23 protein-coding genes and 1 pseudogene are annotated in these 19177 nt (G+C 66.9%); 6 read left to right on the forward strand and 18 right to left on the reverse strand.

The window, feature by feature from the left end:
- Positions 1 to 149 precede the first annotated feature (149 nt).
- Together ACW17U_RS15165 and hemF are read left to right on the forward strand one after the other, a co-directional pair.
- On the forward strand, positions 150 to 611 hold the full coding sequence (locus ACW17U_RS15165; protein WP_492053533.1) for a tRNA (cytidine(34)-2'-O)-methyltransferase: 462 nt from the start codon (positions 150 to 152) through the stop codon (positions 609 to 611).
- Positions 612 to 669: 58 nt separating this feature from the next.
- The gene (gene hemF, locus ACW17U_RS15170; RefSeq protein ID WP_062143401.1) at positions 670 to 1542 is read left to right on the forward strand and encodes an oxygen-dependent coproporphyrinogen oxidase; all 873 of its coding nucleotides are present in this window, start codon (positions 670 to 672) and stop codon (positions 1540 to 1542) included.
- A 9-nt stretch (positions 1543 to 1551) separates the two neighbouring features.
- Here hemF and ACW17U_RS15175 read toward each other — a convergent pair whose 3' ends face one another.
- From ACW17U_RS15175 to ACW17U_RS15210, 8 genes and pseudogenes are all read right to left on the reverse strand, one after another.
- A complete protein-coding gene (locus ACW17U_RS15175) occupies positions 1552 to 2400 on the reverse strand; it encodes an alpha/beta hydrolase (protein WP_492053535.1) in 849 nt (282 codons plus the stop codon).
- A 13-nt stretch (positions 2401 to 2413) separates the two neighbouring features.
- Positions 2414 to 3118 carry a hypothetical protein gene (locus ACW17U_RS15180; protein WP_492053537.1) on the reverse strand — a complete coding sequence of 235 codons (705 nt, stop codon included), beginning with the start codon at positions 3116 to 3118 and terminating at the stop codon, positions 2414 to 2416.
- A gap of 100 nt (positions 3119 to 3218) precedes the next feature.
- Complete coding sequence (locus ACW17U_RS15185) at positions 3219 to 3926, reverse strand: glutamine amidotransferase-related protein (protein ID WP_492053539.1); 708 nt, start codon at positions 3924 to 3926, stop codon at positions 3219 to 3221.
- Positions 3926 to 5179, reverse strand: a complete 1254-nt coding sequence (locus ACW17U_RS15190) for a CCA tRNA nucleotidyltransferase (protein ID WP_166504112.1) — start codon at positions 5177 to 5179, stop codon at positions 3926 to 3928. The genes ACW17U_RS15185 and ACW17U_RS15190 overlap by 1 nt, the downstream gene beginning before the upstream one ends.
- Before the next feature lie 97 nt (positions 5180 to 5276).
- Positions 5277 to 5927 carry a CoA pyrophosphatase gene (locus ACW17U_RS15195; protein WP_062143390.1) on the reverse strand — a complete coding sequence of 217 codons (651 nt, stop codon included), beginning with the start codon at positions 5925 to 5927 and terminating at the stop codon, positions 5277 to 5279.
- A complete protein-coding gene (locus tag ACW17U_RS15200; protein ID WP_492055749.1) occupies positions 5924 to 6499 on the reverse strand; it encodes a DUF1285 domain-containing protein in 576 nt (191 codons plus the stop codon). Before ACW17U_RS15200 ends, ACW17U_RS15195 begins: the two co-directional genes overlap by 4 nt.
- Positions 6500 to 6546: 47 nt before the next feature.
- Entirely contained in the window at positions 6547 to 7077 is a 531-nt protein-coding gene (locus tag ACW17U_RS15205; protein ID WP_062143386.1) for a GNAT family N-acetyltransferase, read from the reverse strand.
- Between the two features lie 58 nt (positions 7078 to 7135).
- A pseudogene (locus ACW17U_RS15210) lies at positions 7136 to 7177 on the reverse strand (hypothetical protein).
- A 112-nt stretch (positions 7178 to 7289) separates the two neighbouring features.
- On the opposite strand from ACW17U_RS15210, the gene ACW17U_RS15215 reads away from it, so the two are divergent.
- A complete protein-coding gene (locus ACW17U_RS15215; RefSeq protein ID WP_492053542.1) occupies positions 7290 to 8558 on the forward strand; it encodes an MFS transporter in 1269 nt (422 codons plus the stop codon).
- A gap of 58 nt (positions 8559 to 8616) precedes the next feature.
- Here the strand turns inward: ACW17U_RS15215 and ACW17U_RS15220 are convergent, their stop codons facing one another.
- Complete coding sequence (locus ACW17U_RS15220; protein ID WP_062143379.1) at positions 8617 to 9096, reverse strand: GNAT family N-acetyltransferase; 480 nt, start codon at positions 9094 to 9096, stop codon at positions 8617 to 8619.
- On the opposite strand from ACW17U_RS15220, the gene ACW17U_RS15225 reads away from it, so the two are divergent.
- Positions 9095 to 9424, forward strand: coding sequence for a TfoX/Sxy family protein (locus tag ACW17U_RS15225; protein ID WP_084745696.1), 330 nt, complete (start codon positions 9095 to 9097; stop codon positions 9422 to 9424). The two genes, ACW17U_RS15220 and ACW17U_RS15225, sit on opposite strands and share 2 nt — an antisense overlap.
- Here the strand turns inward: ACW17U_RS15225 and ACW17U_RS15230 are convergent.
- The 7 genes from ACW17U_RS15230 to ACW17U_RS15260 are packed head-to-tail and all read right to left on the reverse strand — an operon-like array spanning position 9421 to position 14556.
- On the reverse strand, positions 9421 to 10278 hold the full coding sequence (locus ACW17U_RS15230; protein WP_492053544.1) for an SDR family oxidoreductase: 858 nt from the start codon (positions 10276 to 10278) through the stop codon (positions 9421 to 9423). The genes ACW17U_RS15225 and ACW17U_RS15230 overlap by 4 nt on opposite strands.
- Positions 10275 to 10793 carry a hypothetical protein gene (locus tag ACW17U_RS15235; RefSeq protein WP_492053545.1) on the reverse strand — a complete coding sequence of 173 codons (519 nt, stop codon included), beginning with the start codon at positions 10791 to 10793 and terminating at the stop codon, positions 10275 to 10277. The genes ACW17U_RS15230 and ACW17U_RS15235 overlap by 4 nt, the downstream gene beginning before the upstream one ends.
- Positions 10793 to 11764, reverse strand: a complete 972-nt coding sequence (locus ACW17U_RS15240; protein WP_492053547.1) for an SDR family NAD(P)-dependent oxidoreductase — start codon at positions 11762 to 11764, stop codon at positions 10793 to 10795. Before ACW17U_RS15240 ends, ACW17U_RS15235 begins: the two co-directional genes overlap by 1 nt.
- A 37-nt stretch (positions 11765 to 11801) precedes the next feature.
- Positions 11802 to 12218, reverse strand: coding sequence for a DUF3995 domain-containing protein (locus tag ACW17U_RS15245; protein WP_492053549.1), 417 nt, complete (start codon positions 12216 to 12218; stop codon positions 11802 to 11804).
- A 4-nt stretch (positions 12219 to 12222) separates the two neighbouring features.
- The gene (locus tag ACW17U_RS15250) at positions 12223 to 12993 is read right to left on the reverse strand and encodes an enoyl-CoA hydratase (RefSeq protein ID WP_492053550.1); all 771 of its coding nucleotides are present in this window, start codon (positions 12991 to 12993) and stop codon (positions 12223 to 12225) included.
- Positions 12990 to 13433, reverse strand: a complete 444-nt coding sequence (locus ACW17U_RS15255) for a MarR family winged helix-turn-helix transcriptional regulator (protein WP_492053552.1) — start codon at positions 13431 to 13433, stop codon at positions 12990 to 12992. Before ACW17U_RS15255 ends, ACW17U_RS15250 begins: the two co-directional genes overlap by 4 nt.
- Before the next feature lie 31 nt (positions 13434 to 13464).
- Positions 13465 to 14556: an MBL fold metallo-hydrolase gene (locus ACW17U_RS15260; protein WP_492053554.1), complete on the reverse strand. Its 1092-nt coding sequence runs from the start codon at positions 14554 to 14556 to the stop codon at positions 13465 to 13467.
- Between the two features lie 107 nt (positions 14557 to 14663).
- Here ACW17U_RS15260 and ACW17U_RS15265 point away from each other — a divergent pair, with 107 nt between their 5' ends.
- Positions 14664 to 16007: a hypothetical protein gene (locus tag ACW17U_RS15265; RefSeq protein ID WP_492053556.1), complete on the forward strand. Its 1344-nt coding sequence runs from the start codon at positions 14664 to 14666 to the stop codon at positions 16005 to 16007.
- Between the two features lie 83 nt (positions 16008 to 16090).
- On the opposite strand, the gene ACW17U_RS15270 is transcribed toward ACW17U_RS15265, so the two are convergent.
- Both ACW17U_RS15270 and ACW17U_RS15275 read right to left on the reverse strand, forming a co-directional pair.
- The gene (locus ACW17U_RS15270) at positions 16091 to 16768 is read right to left on the reverse strand and encodes a nitroreductase family protein (RefSeq protein ID WP_492053558.1); all 678 of its coding nucleotides are present in this window, start codon (positions 16766 to 16768) and stop codon (positions 16091 to 16093) included.
- 7 nt (positions 16769 to 16775) lie between these two features.
- Positions 16776 to 18317 carry an acetolactate synthase large subunit gene (locus ACW17U_RS15275; protein WP_492053560.1) on the reverse strand — a complete coding sequence of 514 codons (1542 nt, stop codon included), beginning with the start codon at positions 18315 to 18317 and terminating at the stop codon, positions 16776 to 16778.
- A 141-nt stretch (positions 18318 to 18458) separates the two neighbouring features.
- Between ACW17U_RS15275 and ACW17U_RS15280 the strand changes: the two genes are divergently transcribed.
- Positions 18459 to 19148, forward strand: a complete 690-nt coding sequence (locus tag ACW17U_RS15280; protein WP_492053562.1) for a lysoplasmalogenase — start codon at positions 18459 to 18461, stop codon at positions 19146 to 19148.
- Positions 19149 to 19177 lie beyond the last annotated feature (29 nt).

The raw sequence follows: 19177 nt of genomic DNA on the forward strand, positions 1-19177 counted from the left end.
GCCTTTCGGCGCCGTATCTTTCTCGACCCGCGAACGGATCTCCGTCACAAGACGACGGTTGGATCGTCCTATCGGACGCGCGGCGTGAGTCCGCAAGCCCTTTCGATTCGCAGCAATGTCCCTGCTAACCTTGTGGTGGTTCGCTTAGAATGCGTCTCGCGCTTTTTCAACCAGGCATTCCGCAAAACCTTGGGGCTGCGATTCGTCTCTCCGCCTGTTTTGGGGTCGGTCTGGACGTCATCGAGCCGTGCAGTTTCCCCTTGGATGACAAAAGCCTGAAGCGGGCGGCCCTGGATTACGGCCCTTTGGCCCATATGCAGCGCCATTTGAGCTGGGACAATTTTCTTGCCGCCCCCGAACGCGCCGAGGGCCGCTTGCTGCTGTTCACGACGCGGGGCGCGGTCCCCTTTCATCAATTTGAGTTTCAGTCGGGCGATACCCTGCTGTTCGGCAATGAAAGTCGCGGGGCCCCGGATGAGGTTCATGCTGCAGCCCAGGGTCGGCTGGTGATCCCGCTGCAACCCGTTGCCCGATCGATGAATCTCGCGACGACCGCCGCCATGGCGCTGGGCGAGGCCCTGCGACAGACCGACGGCTTTTACCGGCCCTGATGGTCCTACGCAGAAGCCCGGATTTGCACCGCGCGCGCCGAGCCCTTAAGCGGCTGTCATGACCGACGTTTCCGATCTCGACGACAAGAAGGCTCGCGCCCGCGCCTGGTTTGAAACCCTGCGCGACCAGATCTGCACGGAATTCGAGCGCCTGGAGGACGAGGCCCCGGCCGATCTCTATCCGGGCCAGCCGGGCCGGTTCGAGCGCAAGCCCTGGGACCGCGCTGCGGGTGGTGGCGGCGTGATGTCGATGATGCACGGCCGACTGTTCGAGAAGGTCGGCGTCCACTGCTCGACGGTGTTTGGCACCTTCACGCCGGAAATGGCCAAGAACATGCCGGGCGCTGACGAGGACCCGCGATTCTTCGCCACCGGCATCAGCCTGATCGCCCACATGACCAATCCGCGTGTGCCGGCCGTGCACATGAACACGCGCTTCATCGCCACGACCAGGAGCTGGTTCGGCGGCGGCGGCGACCTGACGCCCCTGCTCGGCTATCAGCGTCAACAGGACTTTCCCGACGCCATCGACTTCCACGCTGCCTATCAGCGCGCCTGCGACGCGCACCACCCCGACTGGCATGCCAAGTACAAGGCCTGGTGCGACGAGTATTTCTTTCTGCCTCACCGCAATGAGCCGCGCGGCATCGGCGGGATTTTTTACGACCACCATGACAGCGGCGATTGGTCGCGGGACTTTGCCTTCACCCAGGACGTCGGCAGGGCCTTCCTCGAGGTCTATCCGGAACTGGTGCGCCGTCGCATGGGCGAGGCCTGGACGGCCGATGAGCGCGAGCAGCAGCTGGTGCAGCGCGGGCGCTATGTGGAGTTCAACCTGCTCTATGATCGCGGCACGATGTTTGGCCTGAAGACCGGCGGCAATGTCGAATCAATCCTCAGTTCCATGCCGCCGTCGGTGAAGTGGCCCTAGGCGGATCCTTCACCATCGCGCCGGGCCGCCTCGCAGAAACTGCGCGACATAGGTCGCGACGCGGGACTGCTGCAGGCTGATGGCCTCGCCCGGCTTGCCCGGCGGAAAATAGGAGCCGTGGCCATAGTTGTCGGCCTTGGCGATCTGCTCGCCCTGGACCCCAGGCTGGTCGGTGCGCGGCCAGCGGGCCCCGTGCCAGCCCAGCGCGCCGCGCGTCGCCGCATCGTCATCGCCGAAGAACAGATCGCCGGCCCAGTCCCCGATGCGATAGGCGGCCTTCAGAACCATGTCCCGCTTTGAGGCCAGATAGTTAAGGCCCCGGGCATTGCGGACACTGGCGTCATAGGGACTTTCCAGACAGTCGTCGTCGGTGGCCGGCGCGGTCAGGCAAACCTGCCCCGCCTTGCGACCCAGCCTGGCGGTCGCCTCCAGCGCCAGACGGCCGCCCAGGCTATGGGACAGAAAGTGGAGGTCCCGCGCCCCTCGCAACCAGGTGTCGGCATAGAGCGCCAGATGCCGCCCGCCCTCGACCGCATCGCGCCATTCGCCGGGATAGTTGATCGCCGGGATCAGAAAGTCGCCCGGCCACAGCACCCCGACGACCACGAAATCCGCCGGCAGTAGGGGCTTGAGCGCCGCTTCAAGCCGCGCGACCGAGCGCAGGCCACGGTCATAGGAGACATTGAAGCCGTGAACCGCAAACACGACCGATCTGTTGTCCAGACGGGCAGCGAAATCCCAGTGCTCAAGGCGCTTCAGGGTCGGCCTGGCGACCAGGCCATCCCCCGCCAGGGGATCGGGAACCTCTCGCAACCCGTAGCCGAGCGCGCCCTGTCGAAGGTTCAGATAGAGGGTCATGAGGGCCGACCGGTCAAAGGCGGCGGGCGGTCTGCAGGGCCTTGGAGGCGGCGGTCAGCGCCGAAACCAGATCCTTGGCGATCGGTGCGACCGGCACGGCCAGCAGGCCCACCACGACGGCCGCCCAGACCGCCCTGTCTGAGTCCACGAATGGTCCTAGGTCGCCCCTGGGCAATCCAGAGTCGGCCATGATCTTCTGGACCACCACCGCCAGGATCACCGCCACAACCCCGGCCAGCAGCCGTGACCAGTTGCGATAGGCCTGTTCGGCACGGTCAAAGGCCCCGTCCAGACGGGCCTCGATCGAGGCTTCGAGCCGGCCGATCAGATTGACGTCAGCCTGTTCCAGATCCTGACCCGTCCTGAGTTTCTCCGCCACGAACGTCAGCTCGGCCGCGCCGACGCCACCGAAACGTGCCAGTTCTGGGGCTGTTTCCGCATTGAGCCCCAGACGGATCATCGACCGGATCACGCCGATCTGCTCGCTGCGCGGACGCCCGTTGATCCAGTGGGCCAGGATAATCTTGCGCCAGTCTTCCCCCATCGCCGCGGCCAGGGGGGCCTTCAGGGGATCAATCACCCGGGTCAGAAAGGGAAAGCCGATCCAGGACACGCCACCCCAGGGCAGGGTCTTCAGGGCGTCGACCAGGCTCATCGCCGTCAGGCCAAGGGCCCCTGTCGCGGTGACAAGAGCCAGCATCAGATCCAGCGAGTCCATCGCGGCCACCCGATCAGGGTTGTTGACAGACCCACGTTATCCCAAACCGGGCATCATCTCAATGTTGAATTGTATTGTGCCAGACACACACGCCAGGGAGTCAGGCCTGGTCGCCCGATGCCTGCCGCAGAAAGGACCGGATCCAGCCGCCGACCCGTAGTCGGTCATTGGGGGCCTGCAGGGTGGCGAGGGCGGCGTCGGCCTGCTCGTCGCTGTAGCGACTGCCGCGCCGGGCCTCGATCAGGGCCGCCGCATAGGCCGGGTCGAACTCGGGATGAAACTGCATCGAGATCGCCGGGGCATCGTCATAGGACAGCAGGCCATAGGGCGTGAAAGGACTGCCGCCGATTACCGTCGTCGCGGGCGGCAGGACCACCACCTGATCCTGGTGCGAGGCGGGAATGGCCACGCTGGGGGCATCGGTCCAGGCCTGGGGCCGGGCGACCTCATAGCGGTGCAGACCCACGCCCCAGCCCTTGTCGGACTTGACCACCTGACCGCCGAAGGCCTGGGCCATGACTTGGTGGCCAAAGCACACGCCGACGAGGGCCGCCTGGCCCTTGGCGGCGCGCAGGAAGTCCATCAGCGGCGCGATCCAGGCCAGATCATCATAGACCCCCGCCGACGAACCCGTGATGAGATAGGCGTCATGCTCGCCCGGCGCGCCGGGCAACTGACCCGCCTGAACGTCATAGGCCGTATACTGATGATCGGACCCCAACAGGGTCTGGAACATGCCGCCATAACGGCCAAAGGCCGGTTGCAGGGACTCTGGCGGCGCGCCGGTCTCCAGCAAGCCGATCCGCATCAGTAGACCATGCCCTGGGCGACCGCCTTAAGCCGCTCGATGGCGCTGAACTTGTCCTCGATGAAATCCTGGTCGATCCACCAGATCTCGATCTCGCGCATCACCTCGCCGACCTGCGGCCCCTTGGGCACGCCAGCCTGCATGACCTCGTCACCCGACAGGGGGAAGGGCGGCGGCGTCCAGGTCTCGGCCAGGGCCAGAAGCCCCCGCCATTGCGGCGAGGTCACCGGTCGCCCAGAACCGGCCCAGGCCAGCTTGATCCGGTCGGAGAAGGTCCGGATCCCCAGGGCATAGACGCAACGGCGAGCTTCGCGCGGGCTCATCCAGCTGACGATACGCGGGCTCTTGCCGACCGCGTCGACCAGCCGGTCGCGGACATTGTTGGGTAGGCGCAGGCGCTCGGCCATCTGCTCGGCGACCTGGGGATCATCCGGGATCAGGGCGGCCAGACGCAGCTCCGGATCATTCTCGAACAGTTGCTCGGTCTCGATCGCCAGCAGGCTTTCGAAACGGGCCAGGGATTTCACGAAGGGCAGGATCGAGCCCAGCACGCCCGTCGCCGCCATCAGCCGCAGGGCGGGGCGCGGATCGTCTGAGGCCAGAAGCTTCATCAGCTCCTTCTGGGTGCGCTCGGCGGCGCGGCCCGAGACCATGCCCTTGAGCGCCTTGCAGGCGGCCAGGGCCTTCTGGTCGGGCTCGACCTTGCCGTACCAGGCCTGGAAGCGGAAAAAGCGCAGGATGCGCAGATAGTCCTCGCGGATCCGGGTCATGGGATCGCCCACGAATACCACCCGCCCCTCGCGCGCGTCCCTCACGCCCTCTCCGGTCGGATCATAGAGCCGGCCTTCGGGATCGACATAAAGGGCGTTGAAGCGGAAATCGCGGCGCTCGGCGTCCTGGCCCCAATCCTGGCTGAAGGCCACCGTCGCCCGGCGGCCGTCCGTGCTGACATCGCGGCGCAGGGTCGTGATTTCGTAGGGCTTGCCGCCCGAAATGGCGGTGACGGTGCCATGGTCCACCCCGGTCGGGATCGCCCGCAGCCCGGCATGGGCCAGGGCGTCGATGACCTGGTCGGGGGTCAGGGTGGTGGCGATGTCGATATCGTCGATGGGCTTGCCCATCAGGGTGTTGCGCACGCAGCCGCCCACGAATCGCGCGCAGCCGACGAAGCCGCGATCTTCCAGGGCCGCAATGACAGCCCGGGTTTCCGGCAGCGCCATCCAGGGCGCTATGCCTATCGATTCCGTATTCAAGCGATCAACTCCTACGCACGTCGCACGCCCCCCCCCCCAAAGAGCAGGAGCGACATTGTTAGGCAGGAAGCGTGACGGCCGCTACGGGCGATCCACCCTAGCCCACGGTTTGTTCTGTGGATTCATCGTGAAGTCGGTCATGCAGCGACCGCAACATCCCGGCCGTGGCCCCCCAGATGAACCGGTCGTTCCAGGGCATGGCGTAGAAATGCCGCCGCTCTCCGCTGGGCGTGTCGCGATGCTGGCGTTGATGGTTGGCCGGGTCCATCAGGAAATCGAACGGCGTCTCGAACACATCGGCCACCTCGTGGGGACTGGCCACAAAGCGGGCCGTCGGGTCAATGAAGCCCACCACCGGCGTGACATGAAAGCCGGTCACCGTCTGGTAGCCCTGCAACAGGCCCGCCAGGCTGACAAAGCCGGGATCCAGGCCGACCTCTTCCTGCGCCTCGCGCAGGGCTGTTTGCCAGGGGGTCTCGCCGGGATCGCAGCGACCGCCCGGAAAGGCGATCTGGCCGGTATGGCTGCGCAGGGTATCGGCGCGACGGGTCAGCAGCACCGTCAGCCCCTCTTCGCGCTCGACCAGCCCGACCAGGACCGCTGCAGGCCGCAGGGCGTGCGGATTGTCGAACTTCAGGCCGGGATTGAGATCGAAGTCCGACCGCACCGGGTCCGCCAGGCTGGGATCAAAACGGTCGAGGGGGTCAAGGCGGCTGGTGATCCAGGCCCGCCGCGCCTCCGGCGTCATGCGACAACCGAACCGGCCGCAGCGATCGGGAACCAGGCCCCGTTCGAACTGACGCCGAACACCTCGCCCTCCGGAGTAGCCCTGGGCTCGGCCATCTCGGCCAACTCATAGAAGACCGGCCGGGCGATCAGGGCCTCAAGGCCGCGACGCACATGCAGATAGGGTCGCGGTTCGCCGGTCACAGGATCCGTCTCGACCCGGATGAGATGGTCCGGCCCCGCCTCGACCACGTCGCCAACATTGGTCTCGAACCGCAGGGTCTCGCCCACGCGGTCGACGCGCACGGCGATGAACGGCGCATCCTCGACCTGGATCAGCATCTTTTCGGCAGGAGTGACCAGATGATAGCCGTCCGGATCCAGCCTCAGGACAGTCGAGAACAGCCGCACCAGGGCCTCGCGGCCAATCGGGGTGCCCTCGTGAAACCACACCCCGTCCTTGCGGATACGGATATCGATGTCGCCGCAATGGGCCGGATGCCACAGATGCACCGGCGGCAGGCCTCGGGTGCCCGCGTCCCTGGCAGCGGCGGCGACGCCCTCAAGTCCGGCCTTGGAAGATTGCGCGGTCATGGGCTTCAGGTAGGGCATGCTTGGGCCCCACTCAAGCGTCCGTGGCGTCAGGTGAGGGTCACCATCCCAGACAGGCCCTCATCGCCGCCCTCGACCAGGGCCTTGAGCAGGACCCGGCGCTGGTCGACCGGCCCCGGCAGGGCAATGCCCGCCGTCCGCGCTGCTGAAAAACCGGCCCGGGTGAAATAGGGGGCATCGCCGACCAGCAACACCGCCTTCCAGCCGGCGATCCTGGCTGCCTCGCAGGCCTGCTCGACCAGTACCTGACCCAGACCCACGCTGCGCTCGCCGGGATCCACGGCCAGGGGCCCCAGAAAGGCAACGGCCTGACCGCCGACCGACACCGGCCAAAGGCGTACGCAGCCCACCGGCTGCCCCTCGCGAAGGGCGACGAACGAACAGTCCGCCAGCAGGCGGTTGCCCTCGCGCAGACGCTCGGAAACCTTGGCGAAACGACCAGGACCAAACACCCGGTCGATCAGGGCGGTGACAGCCGTCTCCAGGGCGAGCGTCTCGAGAACGAGGACGGGCGCGGAGATCGGGATGGGGGGGACGGCGGTTGAAGAAAGAGCGGTCATCAGCCTTCGGAATGCGAAAGGTCGTCGGGATCTCCCGACGCCAGAACGCGGGAGGGCTTCAGATCGTGGCGCGTTCGCGCGTCATTCGTCGCAGGCGCATGGCCGGACCTCTCCCGCCCTTTGAGGGCATCAACTCGCGGGCGCTGTAGGGCCAAGCCGCAGCCAGGTCAATAACGTTGCGGCGCGGGCCAGCGCCTCTATGGTGCAGTGCGATGTCCGACGCCCCCGACCTGGCCGACCCGCCCCCGCCTGACACCTCTACCCGCGCCCTGTTGCGGGAGCGTGACTTCGTCCTTTACTGGACGGCGCGCTTCGCCTCGACGCTGGGGGTTCAGATCCAGTCAGTGGCCCTGGGCTGGCAGGTCTATGCCATTGCCCGCCTGACCCGGTCGGTCGGCGAGTCGGCCTTCCTGGTCAGCATGATCGGCCTGGCCCAGTTCCTGCCCCTGCTGGCCCTGACCCTGATCGCCGGCGAAACCGCCGATCGCCGGACCCGCAAGCTGATCGTCGCAACCACCCTGGCGATCGACGCCGTCAGCGCCCTTGTCCTGCTGATCCTGGCCCTGAGCGGCTCACACGCCCTGTGGCCGATCTTTGCCGTATCGGTGGTGTTCGGGGCCAGCCGGGCCTTTCTGTCGCCCGCCAGCAGCGCCATGAGCCCGATGCTCGTGCCCCGTCCGCTGCTGCCCCGGGCCATCGCCTGGAGTTCGCTGTCCTGGCAGAGCGGTTCGATCATCGGGCCGGCCCTGGGCGGTCTGCTGCTGATCCACTCGCCGACGCTCGCCTTCGGTGCCTCTTTTGCCCTCTATCTGGTCGCGGCCCTCCTGGCCCTGATGATCCGGACCAACACCCGGCCAGAGGCCCAGGAGGGCTCACGGCTGGAGCTGATCCGCGAGGGGCTGTCCTATGTCTGGAACAACAAGATCGTCTTTGGCTCGATCTCTCTCGACCTGTTCGCGGTGATCCTCGGGGGGGCCACCGCCCTGCTGCCGGTCTTTGCCAAGGATGTGCTGCACATCGGACCCGGCGGCTTTGGACTGTTAAGGGCTGCCCCGGCCGTGGGGGCTACCCTGGTGGCGATCTATCTGGCCAGCAATCCGATCCGTCGCCATGCCGGCCGGGTCATGTTCCTCGGCGTGGCGGTGTTCGGTGCCGCCACGGTGGTCTTTGGTCTGTCCAAGCTGGTCTGGCTCTCGGTCGGGGCCCTGGCCCTGCTCGGCGGGGCCGACATGCTGAGTGTCTATGTGCGCCAGACCCTCGTCCAGATCGTCACCCCCGACGCCATGCGTGGCCGCGTGTCGGCCGTTTCGGGGGTGTTCATTAGCGCCTCGAACGAACTGGGCGAGGCCGAAAGCGGTGTTGCGGCCTGGTTTCTGGGCCCGGTCGGCGCCGTGGTGTTTGGCGGCATCGGCGCGCTGGGCGTGACCGGCCTGTGGGCCTGGATGTTCCCGGAGCTGCGCAAGGCTGACCGGCTGGAATAGAGCCTGGCGAGAGTGGGCTCGCCCCCTTCTCTGGGTCTGCCCTCGTCCTTCGACAGGCTCAGGCCTCCGCCAAACTCTTCAAGGCCTCGCCGGTCAGGCGACGGATGGTCCACTCGTCCATCGCGGCCGCGCCAAGGCTGTCATAGAAGGCGATCGACGGGGCGTTCCAGTCCAGGACCGACCATTCCAGCCGGCCCAGATTCTCGTCCACGCAGCGCCGGGCCAGGCCAGCCAGCAGGGCCTTGCCGGCCCCGGCACCCCGGGCTTCTGGCCGCACGAACAGATCCTCCAGCCAGATGCCGTGCCGGCCGACAAAGGTCGAGAAATTGTAGAACCACAGGGCAAAGCCCACCGGGACGCCGTCGAGCTCGGCAATGTCGGCAAAGGCGCGCGGATGGTCCCCGAACAGCGCCGCCGTGACATGGGCTTCCGTAGCCTCCACCGTATCGAGCAGCTTTTCATACTCGGCCAGATCGCGGATGAACTGCAGGATCAGGGCGCTGTCAGCGGCGACGGCGGGGCGGATGGAAACGGGCATGGCGGTCTCTTCGGACTATCTGGACTTCGTACTCGAACAACTGGCCCCGCTGGGGGTGCTGACCTCACGCAAGATGTTCGGCGGGGTCGGGCTCTATGCGAACGGCCTGTTCTTCGCCCTGATCGACGACGACACCCTCTATCTCAAGGGCGACGAGTCGCTGAAACCCGATTTCGAAGCGGCGGGTTCCCAGGCCTTTGATCCCATCGGCGAGGGCAAGCCGATGGCCTACTGGTCCGCGCCGGTGGAGGCGCTGGACGACAGCGACCTGCTGGTCGACTGGGCCCGCAGGTCGCTGGAAGTGGCTTCGCGGAAGAAGAAGCGCTAGCCGATCTTGACCCCCGGCGGCGGCACGCTGTCTTCCGGCACGAAAAAGTCCGGCATAAGCGTGGCGGCCGGATCGACGGCATAGGGGGTAAAGTCGGTGACGCCCTGCTCGAACAGGAAACTGTCGTCGATCAGGAAATTGCCGGAGAACTCGCGCGACGGTTTGCCGAAGACCGCGTGGGCGGCGTCGGCCATGATCTCCGGCGTCCGGCAGTGGCGCAGCCCCTCCTCGCCGGTCAGGGCGAACTGGATGGCGGCGGTGGCGATACCGGTTCTCGGCCACAGGGCATTGAAGGCGATGCCGTCGCTGCGGAACTCCTCGGCCATGCCCAGAACGCACAGGCTCATATTGTACTTGGCCATCGAATAGGCGACGTGCGGCGCGAACCAGCGGGGCTTCATGTCCAGGGGCGGCGACAGCATCAGGACGTGCGGGTTCTCCGCCTTCTTCAGGTGCGGAATACAGGCCTTGGAGGTCAGGAAGGTCCCGCGGCCATTGACCTGGTGCATCAGGTCATAGCGCTTCATCTCGGTCGACAGGGTGCCGGTGATTGAGATGGCCGAGGCGTTGTTGACGCAGATATCGATACCGCCGAACCGGGCCACGGCCTTCTCGACAGCCTCATAAACGCTGGCCTCCTCGCGCACGTCGACGACCAGGGGCAGGGCCTTGCCGCCGGCCGCCTCGATCTCGGCGGCGGCCGAATAGATGGTGCCCGGCAGCTTGGGATGGGCCTCCGCCGTCTTCGCGGCGATGACGATATTGGCTCCGTCGCGGGCGGCGCGCAGGGCAATGGCCAGACCGATGCCGCGCGAGGCACCGGTGATGAACAGGGTCTTGTTCTTGAGGCTCATTGGGGTTCTCCACGGGCTTTGAGCAGATCGACGGCGGCGGCTACGAAGCCGAGAATGAAGGCCATCTTGGCTACATGTGCGACGGGACCGTGGTCCTTCAGGACAAGGCCGGCAAGGCCGATGACGAGGGCGGCGATCCACAGGCCGGCGGCGATGCGGAATGGCCCCCTGGCGCGCAGCAGATCGACGCTCCAGACCACCATGCCGATCGACCAGACGCTGGAAGCGATCATGTAGGACGCCTCGCCGAAGATGGCGGCCGACGAGGTCCGCACCAGCATCAGGCCCAGCAGGGCCAGCCCAAAGCCGACTAGGGCCAGGGGCCCGGCAGACCGTCCGCTCACGGAGCGCACGGCCAGAATGCCAAAGAGCAGCAGGACGTCGATGATCACATAGACCAGATGCGGCCAGGGCTCCGCCAGCCGCGGATAGATCACGAAAGGCGCAAGGATATCGATGGCCGCCCCGACAAGGGTGGCTACAGCGGCCAACCGCAGGACGGGGCGGCTCTCCATCAGGCCCCGGCTCCCGTGGTTTCCACCGACAGGGCCCAAAGGCGGTCGGCAGCTTCTGGATCCAGGGCATGAGGCAGGACGCCGGCCCAGGGTTTTTCCTTGGTCCAGGGCTCTGCCTGGGCGAGATCCTCCAGATAGAGCCCCCCGATCCCTTCCAGCTCGTCGCCGACGGCGGCCCAGACGCTGGTCGAGGCGCCCTCCTCCGTCGTCTTGAAGCCGTCGCGAACCTTGCCGTGCTCGTCGATCCAGCCCAGGGCGATCTGCTCCTCGATCGGCAGGTGGCGCTGCAGCGGGGTCATGATCCCGCCCGGCATCACGGCGTTGGCGAACACGCCCTGATCCCTGAAGCGCTTGTTGAAGCCGACCGCGAACAGGGCGTTGGCCGTCTTGGCATGGCCGTAGCTTTCCCACTTGTCATAGGCGCGGGTCTTGTAGTGCGGGTCATCAAAATTGAAGCCCGCCCGGCGGTGGCCGATCGAGGACAGAGAGACCAGTCGCGAGCTCTTGCCCGAATGCTTGGCACCGGCGATCAGGTTCGGGGCCAGCAGCACCGACAGCAGGAAGTGGCCGAAATGGTTGGTGCCGACCTGCATCTCCAGCCCGTCCTCGGTATAGGTCAGGGGGCTGGCCATGACGCCGGCATTGTTGATCAGGATGTTCAGCGGCTTGTCGCCCCAGCGCTCGGCGAAGGCCCGGATAGATTTGAAGCTCGAGAGGTCCAGCATCGACCAGGAGGCCTTCGCACCCTTGGCCGTCTTGTTGACCTCGGCGACGGCGGCCTCTGCCAGATCAGGCTTGCGGACGGCGATGACGACCTCCGCGCCGGCTTCGGCCAGGGCACGGGCGGTCTCGACCCCTATGCCGGTGGCAGCGCCGGTGACGATGGCGACCTTGCCGGTCAGGTCATGGCCGGCGACCACGTCGCGGGCCGGGGTATAGGGGCTGAAGCCCGAGGTGATGCGGTCGGCCATGTCGTTCTCTCCCTTGATTTTTTCTGTGTACGGAACGTTACAGTTGAAGGGTCAGCAGCCCTAGGGCGATGGCCAGGCAAAGCGGGCCATAGGCGCGGCGATTAAGGCGGGCAAAGGGCGTTCCCTCGGCATAGCGGAAGACCGCCGGCACATAGGTTGCCAGTCCCCGCAGACCGAAAACGACGACGAGGGGCCATCGCGCGAACCAGAGCCAGGTGGACAGGGGTGAAGGCGGGGCAACGGCCCCCAGGGCCAGCAGGCTGCCGGCCGCCAGGGCGGCCGCGACGGCCACACAGGCCAGAGGTCCCGGAGCGCGCATACCGGCCGTGCGGCCGACCACATGCTCAACCAGCGAGGCCTCGTCATGGCCCGGCCAACGCCCGCCGAACGCCCAGTAGAGGTGGACGCCGGCCAGGGCCAGCAGGGTCCCGGCCAGGATCACCGCCAGCAGCACGGCGTCAGGCCACCTTGCTGAAGTCGGCCGGCCGCCGCTCGGCAAAGGCCATGAAGGCTTCGCGGGCCTCGGCCGTCTGCAGGCGTTCAGCGAACAGGGCACCCTCGGTATCCATCAGGGCGGCGATCTTCTCGGCGTCGCGCATCAGGCGCTTGGTGGTGGTCAGAGCCCCCAACGGTCTCTTGGCCAGCTGGTCGGCCGAAGCGCGGGCCCGGGCACGCACCTCGTCCAGCGGCACCACCGCATTGGACAGGCCCCAGGCGGCAGCGGTCGTACCGTCCACGGCCTCGCCCAGGGCGAACATGGCATAGGCGCGGGCATGGCCGATGCGGGCCGGCAACAGCCAGCTTGAAGCGGCTTCCGGCACCAGGGCCAGGTTGACGAAGGGCGTGGTCAGACGCGCATCCGGGCTGGTGAACACAAGGTCGCAGTGCAGCAGCATGGTCGTGCCGACACCCACGGCCTGGCCATGGACGGCGGCGACAAGCGGCCGGGTGGCGTTGGCCAGGGCCTTCAGGAACCGGCTCACATGCCGCTCGCCGCTGAAAGCGCCGGTGGCCTGGGCGGTGAAGTCGGCCAGATCATTGCCGGCCGTGAAGGCGTCGCCGTCGGCCTGGAACACCACCACCCGCACGGCGGGGTCGGCCTCGGCCTGCTCCAGACTGTCGGCCAGCACGCCGTACATGGCATTGTTGAGGGCGTTCTTCTTTTCCGGACGGGCCAGGGTGATGGTCATCACGCCGGCCTCGATCGCGACCTTCACATGTTCGGTCATGCGGGCTCTCCTTTGGGGAACTTGGTTTGAAGGCTCATCAGCCAGCGGGCGACCACGGCGATCTCGTCGTCCGAGAAGCCCTCGGTCAGGTTGGTATTGATGCTGTCGAGGCCGCCCTTGGCGTATTCGCGCGCCTGACGGCCCTTGTCCGTAAGATACAGCCGCATGGCGCGGCCATCAGCGGGGTCGGCGCGGCGTTCCACGAGGTCGACCCTGGTCATGCGGTCGACGAGGCCGGTCATGGCCGAAGGGGCCAGGTCCAGAGCCTCGGCCGCTTCGCCGATCAAGGCACCGTCACGCTGGCCCAGAAAGAACAACACGCCAGACTGGGCCGCCGTCAGGCCGCCCTTGGCCGCCATGGCCGCCTCGATCCAGCGCTGGACGCGCCGGTTGCCGGCGTTGAGCAGGAACACAAGGCGGCGGTCAGGCGGCACGGACATGGGCCCACGCTAATACTTCGCGCGCGAAATATCAAACGGTTGTTTCGGTCGCTCCGGAGGTCCGGTACCAGGCCACGCCCTCGGCATCGAGGTCCCGGGTCGCCACACCCCGGCCGATCAGGCAATTCAGGTGGGCCAAGGCCTCGCCCGTCGCCATGCCGAGCAGGTCCGGACCAATGGGTCGGGCGAACAGGGCACCGAACACGTCGATGGCCCGCTTGGGCTCTTCCAGCTTGCCGCGCAGCCGGCCCAGCCCTCGCTCATGGCCGTTGATCAGGTGGTCGATGCGGGCGTGCAGGCCGTGGAAGGGGTCATTGTGGGCCGGCAAGACCAGCACGCTGTCAGGCACCACGGCCTTGACCTTGGCCAGGGACCGCAGCCAGTCGCTCAGAGGATCGGCCTCCGGTTCGGTCGGGAAGACCGAAACATTGGACGAGATGCGCGGCAGCACCTGGTCGCCGGAGATCAGAACGTCCAGCTCCGGGCACCACAGGCAGGCATGGTCGGGCGAATGGCCCTGGCCGGTCACCACCCGCCAGGTGCGGCCGCCGATGTCGAAATCCTCGCCGTCGCTGAGCCGGCGATAGCTGTCGGGCAGGGCGTAGATCGCCTTGCCGAAGCCGCCGAACCGGGCCTTGTAGTTCTCGATGGCATCCTCGTCCCAGCCGGCGGCCTTGAAGAATCGCACGCCGTCCTCGGGAGCCTCGCGGCCGGTATCGGCCACCAGCATCCGGCACTGGAAATATTCCAGCCGGGTCATCCACAGGCGGCAGTCGAACTTGCGCACGATCCAGCCGGCCAGGCCGACATGGTCGGGATGCAGGTGGGTGCAGATCACCCGGGTGATCGGCTTTCCCTCCAGGGCCCCTGTGAAGGCGGCCCGCCAAGCCTGACTGGTCTCCTTGGTCTGGACGCCGGTATCGACGATCGCCCAGCCCTCGCCGTCGGCAATGGCCCAGACATTGATGAACTGCAGCGACCCGCCCAGGGGCTGACGGAGCCACAGGACACCCGGCGCGACCTCAACCGCCTGGCCTGAACCCTGCTCTGGCGCCACCTCGAACGGGTAGACCAGCCGGGGCCGGCGTGGCTCGTTGACATCCTCTTCCAGCCCGTCGCGCATGTCCGTCCCTTCCCGCCATGTTTTCGCTCTCGTGGGAGGACATCTTGACCCCCAACGCAAGCACGCGCTTATGTCCGCGCGAGGAATCCACCCAGGAGATGTTTCCCATGAGGCCATTCGCGATCGGCTTGGCCGCCGCCCTCGCGCTCGGCGCGCTCGTTCCAGCCGCCGTCATTTCGGCGCCGAAAGAGAGCAAGGACAAGCCAAAGGTTGACGCCAAGGCGCGTGAAGCGGGCATGAAAGATGCTCCCGCGATCATGCAGAGCCTGAACGCCGGCTGCACGGTCACCGACGCTCGACTGATCGGCCTCGATAAGAAAACCGCCACCGGCTATTACGAAGTGGCCTGTCAGGACAGCATCGGCTTTGCGCTGATCGTCAAGAAGGACACGCCCGCCCAGGCCTTCACTTGCCTGGAGTCGAATGCGCCTGCCGCTGATGGCAAGCCCAGCGCCCTGGCCTGCATCCTGCCGGGCAATGAAAACCCCAAGGCGGGCCTGAAGCCCTTCGTCGCCAAGGCCGGCGTGGCCTGCGACATTGAAAACGCCCGCGCCATCGGCTCGGGGGCCAAGAACTCCTACTTCGAAATCGCCTGCAAGGGCGGCACCGGCTATGTGATGCAGACCACCAACCCGGCCAGCGCGGCCGGCGACGTCGTCGCCAACAGCTGTCTGCTGTACGAGGAAGGGGCCAATGTCAGCTGCAAGCTGACCGACAAGGCGGCCCAACTGGCGATCGTCGATACCCTGACCGCTGCATCCGGCAAGACCTGTCAGGTCAAGGACAAGCGCTACGTCCTCAGCACCAAGACCGACAACTATTTCGAAGTCGCCTGCGCCGATGGCAAGGGCTACATGTTGCAGCAGACTGCGGCCGGTGGTGCCCTGGCCCGTACGATCGACTGCGCCCAGGCCGGCTTTGTCGGCGGTGGCTGTACCTTGACCGATTCGGTTGCGGCCCAGACCGAGCAGGCCGGCCTCTATACCAAGCTCTCGACCAAGGGCGGCTTTGACTGCCAGGTCGAAAAGTACGGCATGCTGCCCAGCCCGGATCCGAAGAAGGAAATCGTCGAGCTGAAGTGCAAGAACCGTCCCGACGGTGCGATCGCGATCTTCTCGACCGGTCCGGCAGTGATCTATGACTGCCTCTTCGCGGAACTGAACGGCTATCGCTGCAGCTTCTCCAAGCAGGACAGCATGTTCCCCCGCCTGTCGGCCGATCTGAAGGCCTATGGCAAGGGCTCCTGCGAAGTCTCCGGCGTCCGCCTCGTCGGCCGTAATGACAACGAGGGCTATTTCGAGGTCGCCTGCTCGGACGGCCTGCCCGGCTGGGTCATGAGCTATCCGGTCAACACGCCCAATCCGAAGTCGAAGGAAATCCTCGCCTGCTCGCAGGCCAAGGGTATCGGCGGCGGCTGCAAGCTGCCGACCAACGCCAGCAAGAAGAGCTGATCAGGCCGCAAGCCTGAAACAGCAAGCCCGCCGGGAGCGATCCCGGCGGGCTTTTTTGTTGCCAGGAGTCCGGAAAGATCTGCTCAGCGCAGGCTCATCACGGCATCCAGGCCCAGCTTGGACTTGGCGTGAGCGGGGACGGTGGCGTCCTGCGCCGGGTGGCCGACAACCAGCAGGATATAGGGCTTTTCATGCTCTGGCCGCCCAAGGGCCGTATTTAGAAAGCCCATCGGACTGGGCGTATGGGTCAGGGTCGCCAGACCCGCCTCGTTGAGCGCCGCGATCAGGAACCCGGTCGCTATGCCGACCGATTCGGGCACGTAGTAGTGCTTGATCTTGCCGCCCTGGGCGTCGACGCCATGCCGCTGGCCGAAGATGGCGATCAGCCAGGGGGCGGTCTCAAGGAAGGGCTTGTCGGCGTCGGTGCCCAGGGGCGCGAGAGCATCGAGCCAGGCCTCTCCGGCCCGGCCGGCGTAGAACTCCCGTTCTTCGGCCTCGGCTGCGGCGCGAAGTTCCGTGCGCAAGGGACCCGGCCCAATCAGGACAAATCGCCAGGGCTGCTGGTTGGCACCGCTGGGCGCAGTAGCCGCCGCTTCGATACAGCGCTCGACCACCGACCGTGGCACGGGACGGTCGCTGAAGTCGCGAATCGTGTGCCGGCGGCGCAGGCGGACCAGGGCCGCTTCCGCACGCTCCAGCATTTGCTCGTCGGTCAGGTCCCAGCGATCTGGCAGGGGCAGGTGAGAGGGTTCGGAGGTCATGGCGCGCCTATCGCATCGCGGCTTCAATGAAATGCGGTCCCGGCGTCGTCATGGCCCGCGCCATGGCCGCGTCAAAGGCCTCGGCCGTCTCGACGCGCTCGGCGGGCATGCCCATCCCTGTCGCCAGGGCGACCCAGTCGATCTGCGGGTCGCCGAGGTCCAGCAGCCGCGAGGCCTTGGGTCCGGGCTCTCCGCCACCGGTACGGCCCATCTCGATCCCCAGGATGCGATAAGCCCCGTTGGCAAAGATCACCACCGTGACGTCCAGCTTCTCGCGGGCGATCGTCCACAGGCCTTGCACCGTGTACATCCCCGCCCCGTCGCCATTGAGGCTCAGGACCTTACGGTCGGGACAGGCCACGGCCGCGCCGAGAGCGACCGGAATGCCCTGGCCGATGGCCCCACCGGTCAGACTCAGCCAGTCATGGGCTCGGGCATTGCGGGTCTGGGTGAAGATCGGCAGGCCGGCGGTCACCGCATCGTCAGAAATGATCCCACCCGTCGGCATGTGGCGGGCAATCGAGGCCCCCATGGCCCAGGCGTCGAACTTGGGACCCGGCGCGGCCGGTTCGACATAGGCCTCGACCGCCCCACCGGCGGGCGCGCCCAGCGCGTCGGCCAGGGCGTTCAGTGCGGCCGGCGCGTCGACCTCGCGACCGCACAGGGTCTGAAGATCACAGCCCTCGGGGACAAGCACGCTGGGACGGTCCGGATAGGCGAAGAAGGCCACCGGCTGGCTGGTGCCGGCCAGGACCATCAGGTCGGTTCCGGTCAGGTCCTTCAGGGCCTGCTCGCCGAAATACATCATCTTGTCGGGCCGAAAGCGCCCTTCGCCGCGCGACTGACGGGCGGTGAAGGTGTCGGTCAGCACCCGCACACCGACGGCCGCCAGGCGCCCGGCGGCGGCGATGCCGGCCTCGCCGCAGGCGCTGGAGCCGAGCAGGATCACGGGCTTGCCGGCAGCCTTGATCGCGGCAGCGACGGCAGCGACTGCGGAGGCGTCAGGCGCAGCGGGCTGCGGGATCTCGATCACCGGCCCGGCGGTATTGGTCTCGTTCCAGGCGCTGTCCGCCGGCAGGATCAGGCAGGCATTGCCGCCGGGCGCGCCAAAGCTGGCGGCAACAGCCTCGGCGGTCAACGGGCCGACCGTGTCGGCACTGTCGGCAGACCTGACCCAGATCGAATTGGGAGCCGCCAGGGCGGCGATGTCGGAATTGAGCGGCGCATCGTACTGGCGGTGATCGGTGGCATGGTCGCCGATCACATTGACCACCGGCGTATAGGCTCTCCTGGCATTATGGAGATTGGCCGCGCCATTGGCATAGCCGGGACCCAGGTGCAGCAGGGTACAGGCGGGCTTGCCGGCCATCCGGCCATAGCCATCGGCCGCGCCGGTGGCGACGCCCTCGAACAGGCACAGGATCGAGCGCATGCGCGGCTCGCGATCCAGGGCCGCGACGAACTGCATCTCGCTGGTGCCGGGATTGGCGAAACAGGCCGTGACGCCGTTATCGGCCAGGGTGGTGATCAGGGCATCCGCGCCGTTCATGGTCTTCTCCGTACCAGTCTCGTCCCTCCATCCAACATTTCGGGCCTTGCGCCAACGGGAGTTGCGCCGGTCCCCCCGACTGTCGCACTCTGGAACCGTTCGCGACGGCCACAGAGCGGTCCGACCACGGGGGATATCGCCTTGCCAAACACCAACATGCTGGCGCGCTGGGTGCTGATCGCCTCGCTGATCGCCGGGGTCAGCTATGTCGCGGCCTGGGACCTGGGCCTGCCCAAGGCCGCCGAACTGACCTGGAAGGGGCTCGGGGTCAGCTTGCTGGCGGTCTATGCGGCCCTGAAGGCCCGCGATCTCGACGGCTGGCTGCTGGTCGCCGTCATGGCCCTGGGGGCCCTGGGTGATGTTCTGCTCGGGGCTCTTGGTCTGACCGTCGGGGCCATAGCCTTTCTGGCCGGACATCTGGTCGCCATCGGCCTCTATCTGCGCAACCGCCGCCCGACCCTGTCGCGCAGCCAGCTGGCTCTGGCCGTCGTCCTGGTCCCGGCCACCGTCACTCTCGCCTGGCTGCTACCCGGCGACCGGGCCGGCGCACCGGGCGTCGCCTTCTACAGCCTGGGCCTGGCCCTGATGGCCGCCACGGCCTGGACCAGCCGGTTCCACCGCTTCCGGGTCGGGATCGGGGCCGTGATGTTCGTGGTCTCCGATCTGCTGATCTTCGCCCGCACCGGACCGCTGCCGGACAATTTCCTGACCGGGCTGGGCGTGTGGGGGCTGTACTATTTCGGGCAGTTGCTGATCTGCGTGGGGGTAGTTCAGGGGCTGAACCAATCCTCCGCTCTCCCCGGCGAAGGCCGGGGCCCAGATTCAGCCTGAGCCTTTGGGGATGACGCGCTCAGTGGCCT

Source organism: Caulobacter sp. AVps16 (assembly GCF_058681455.1).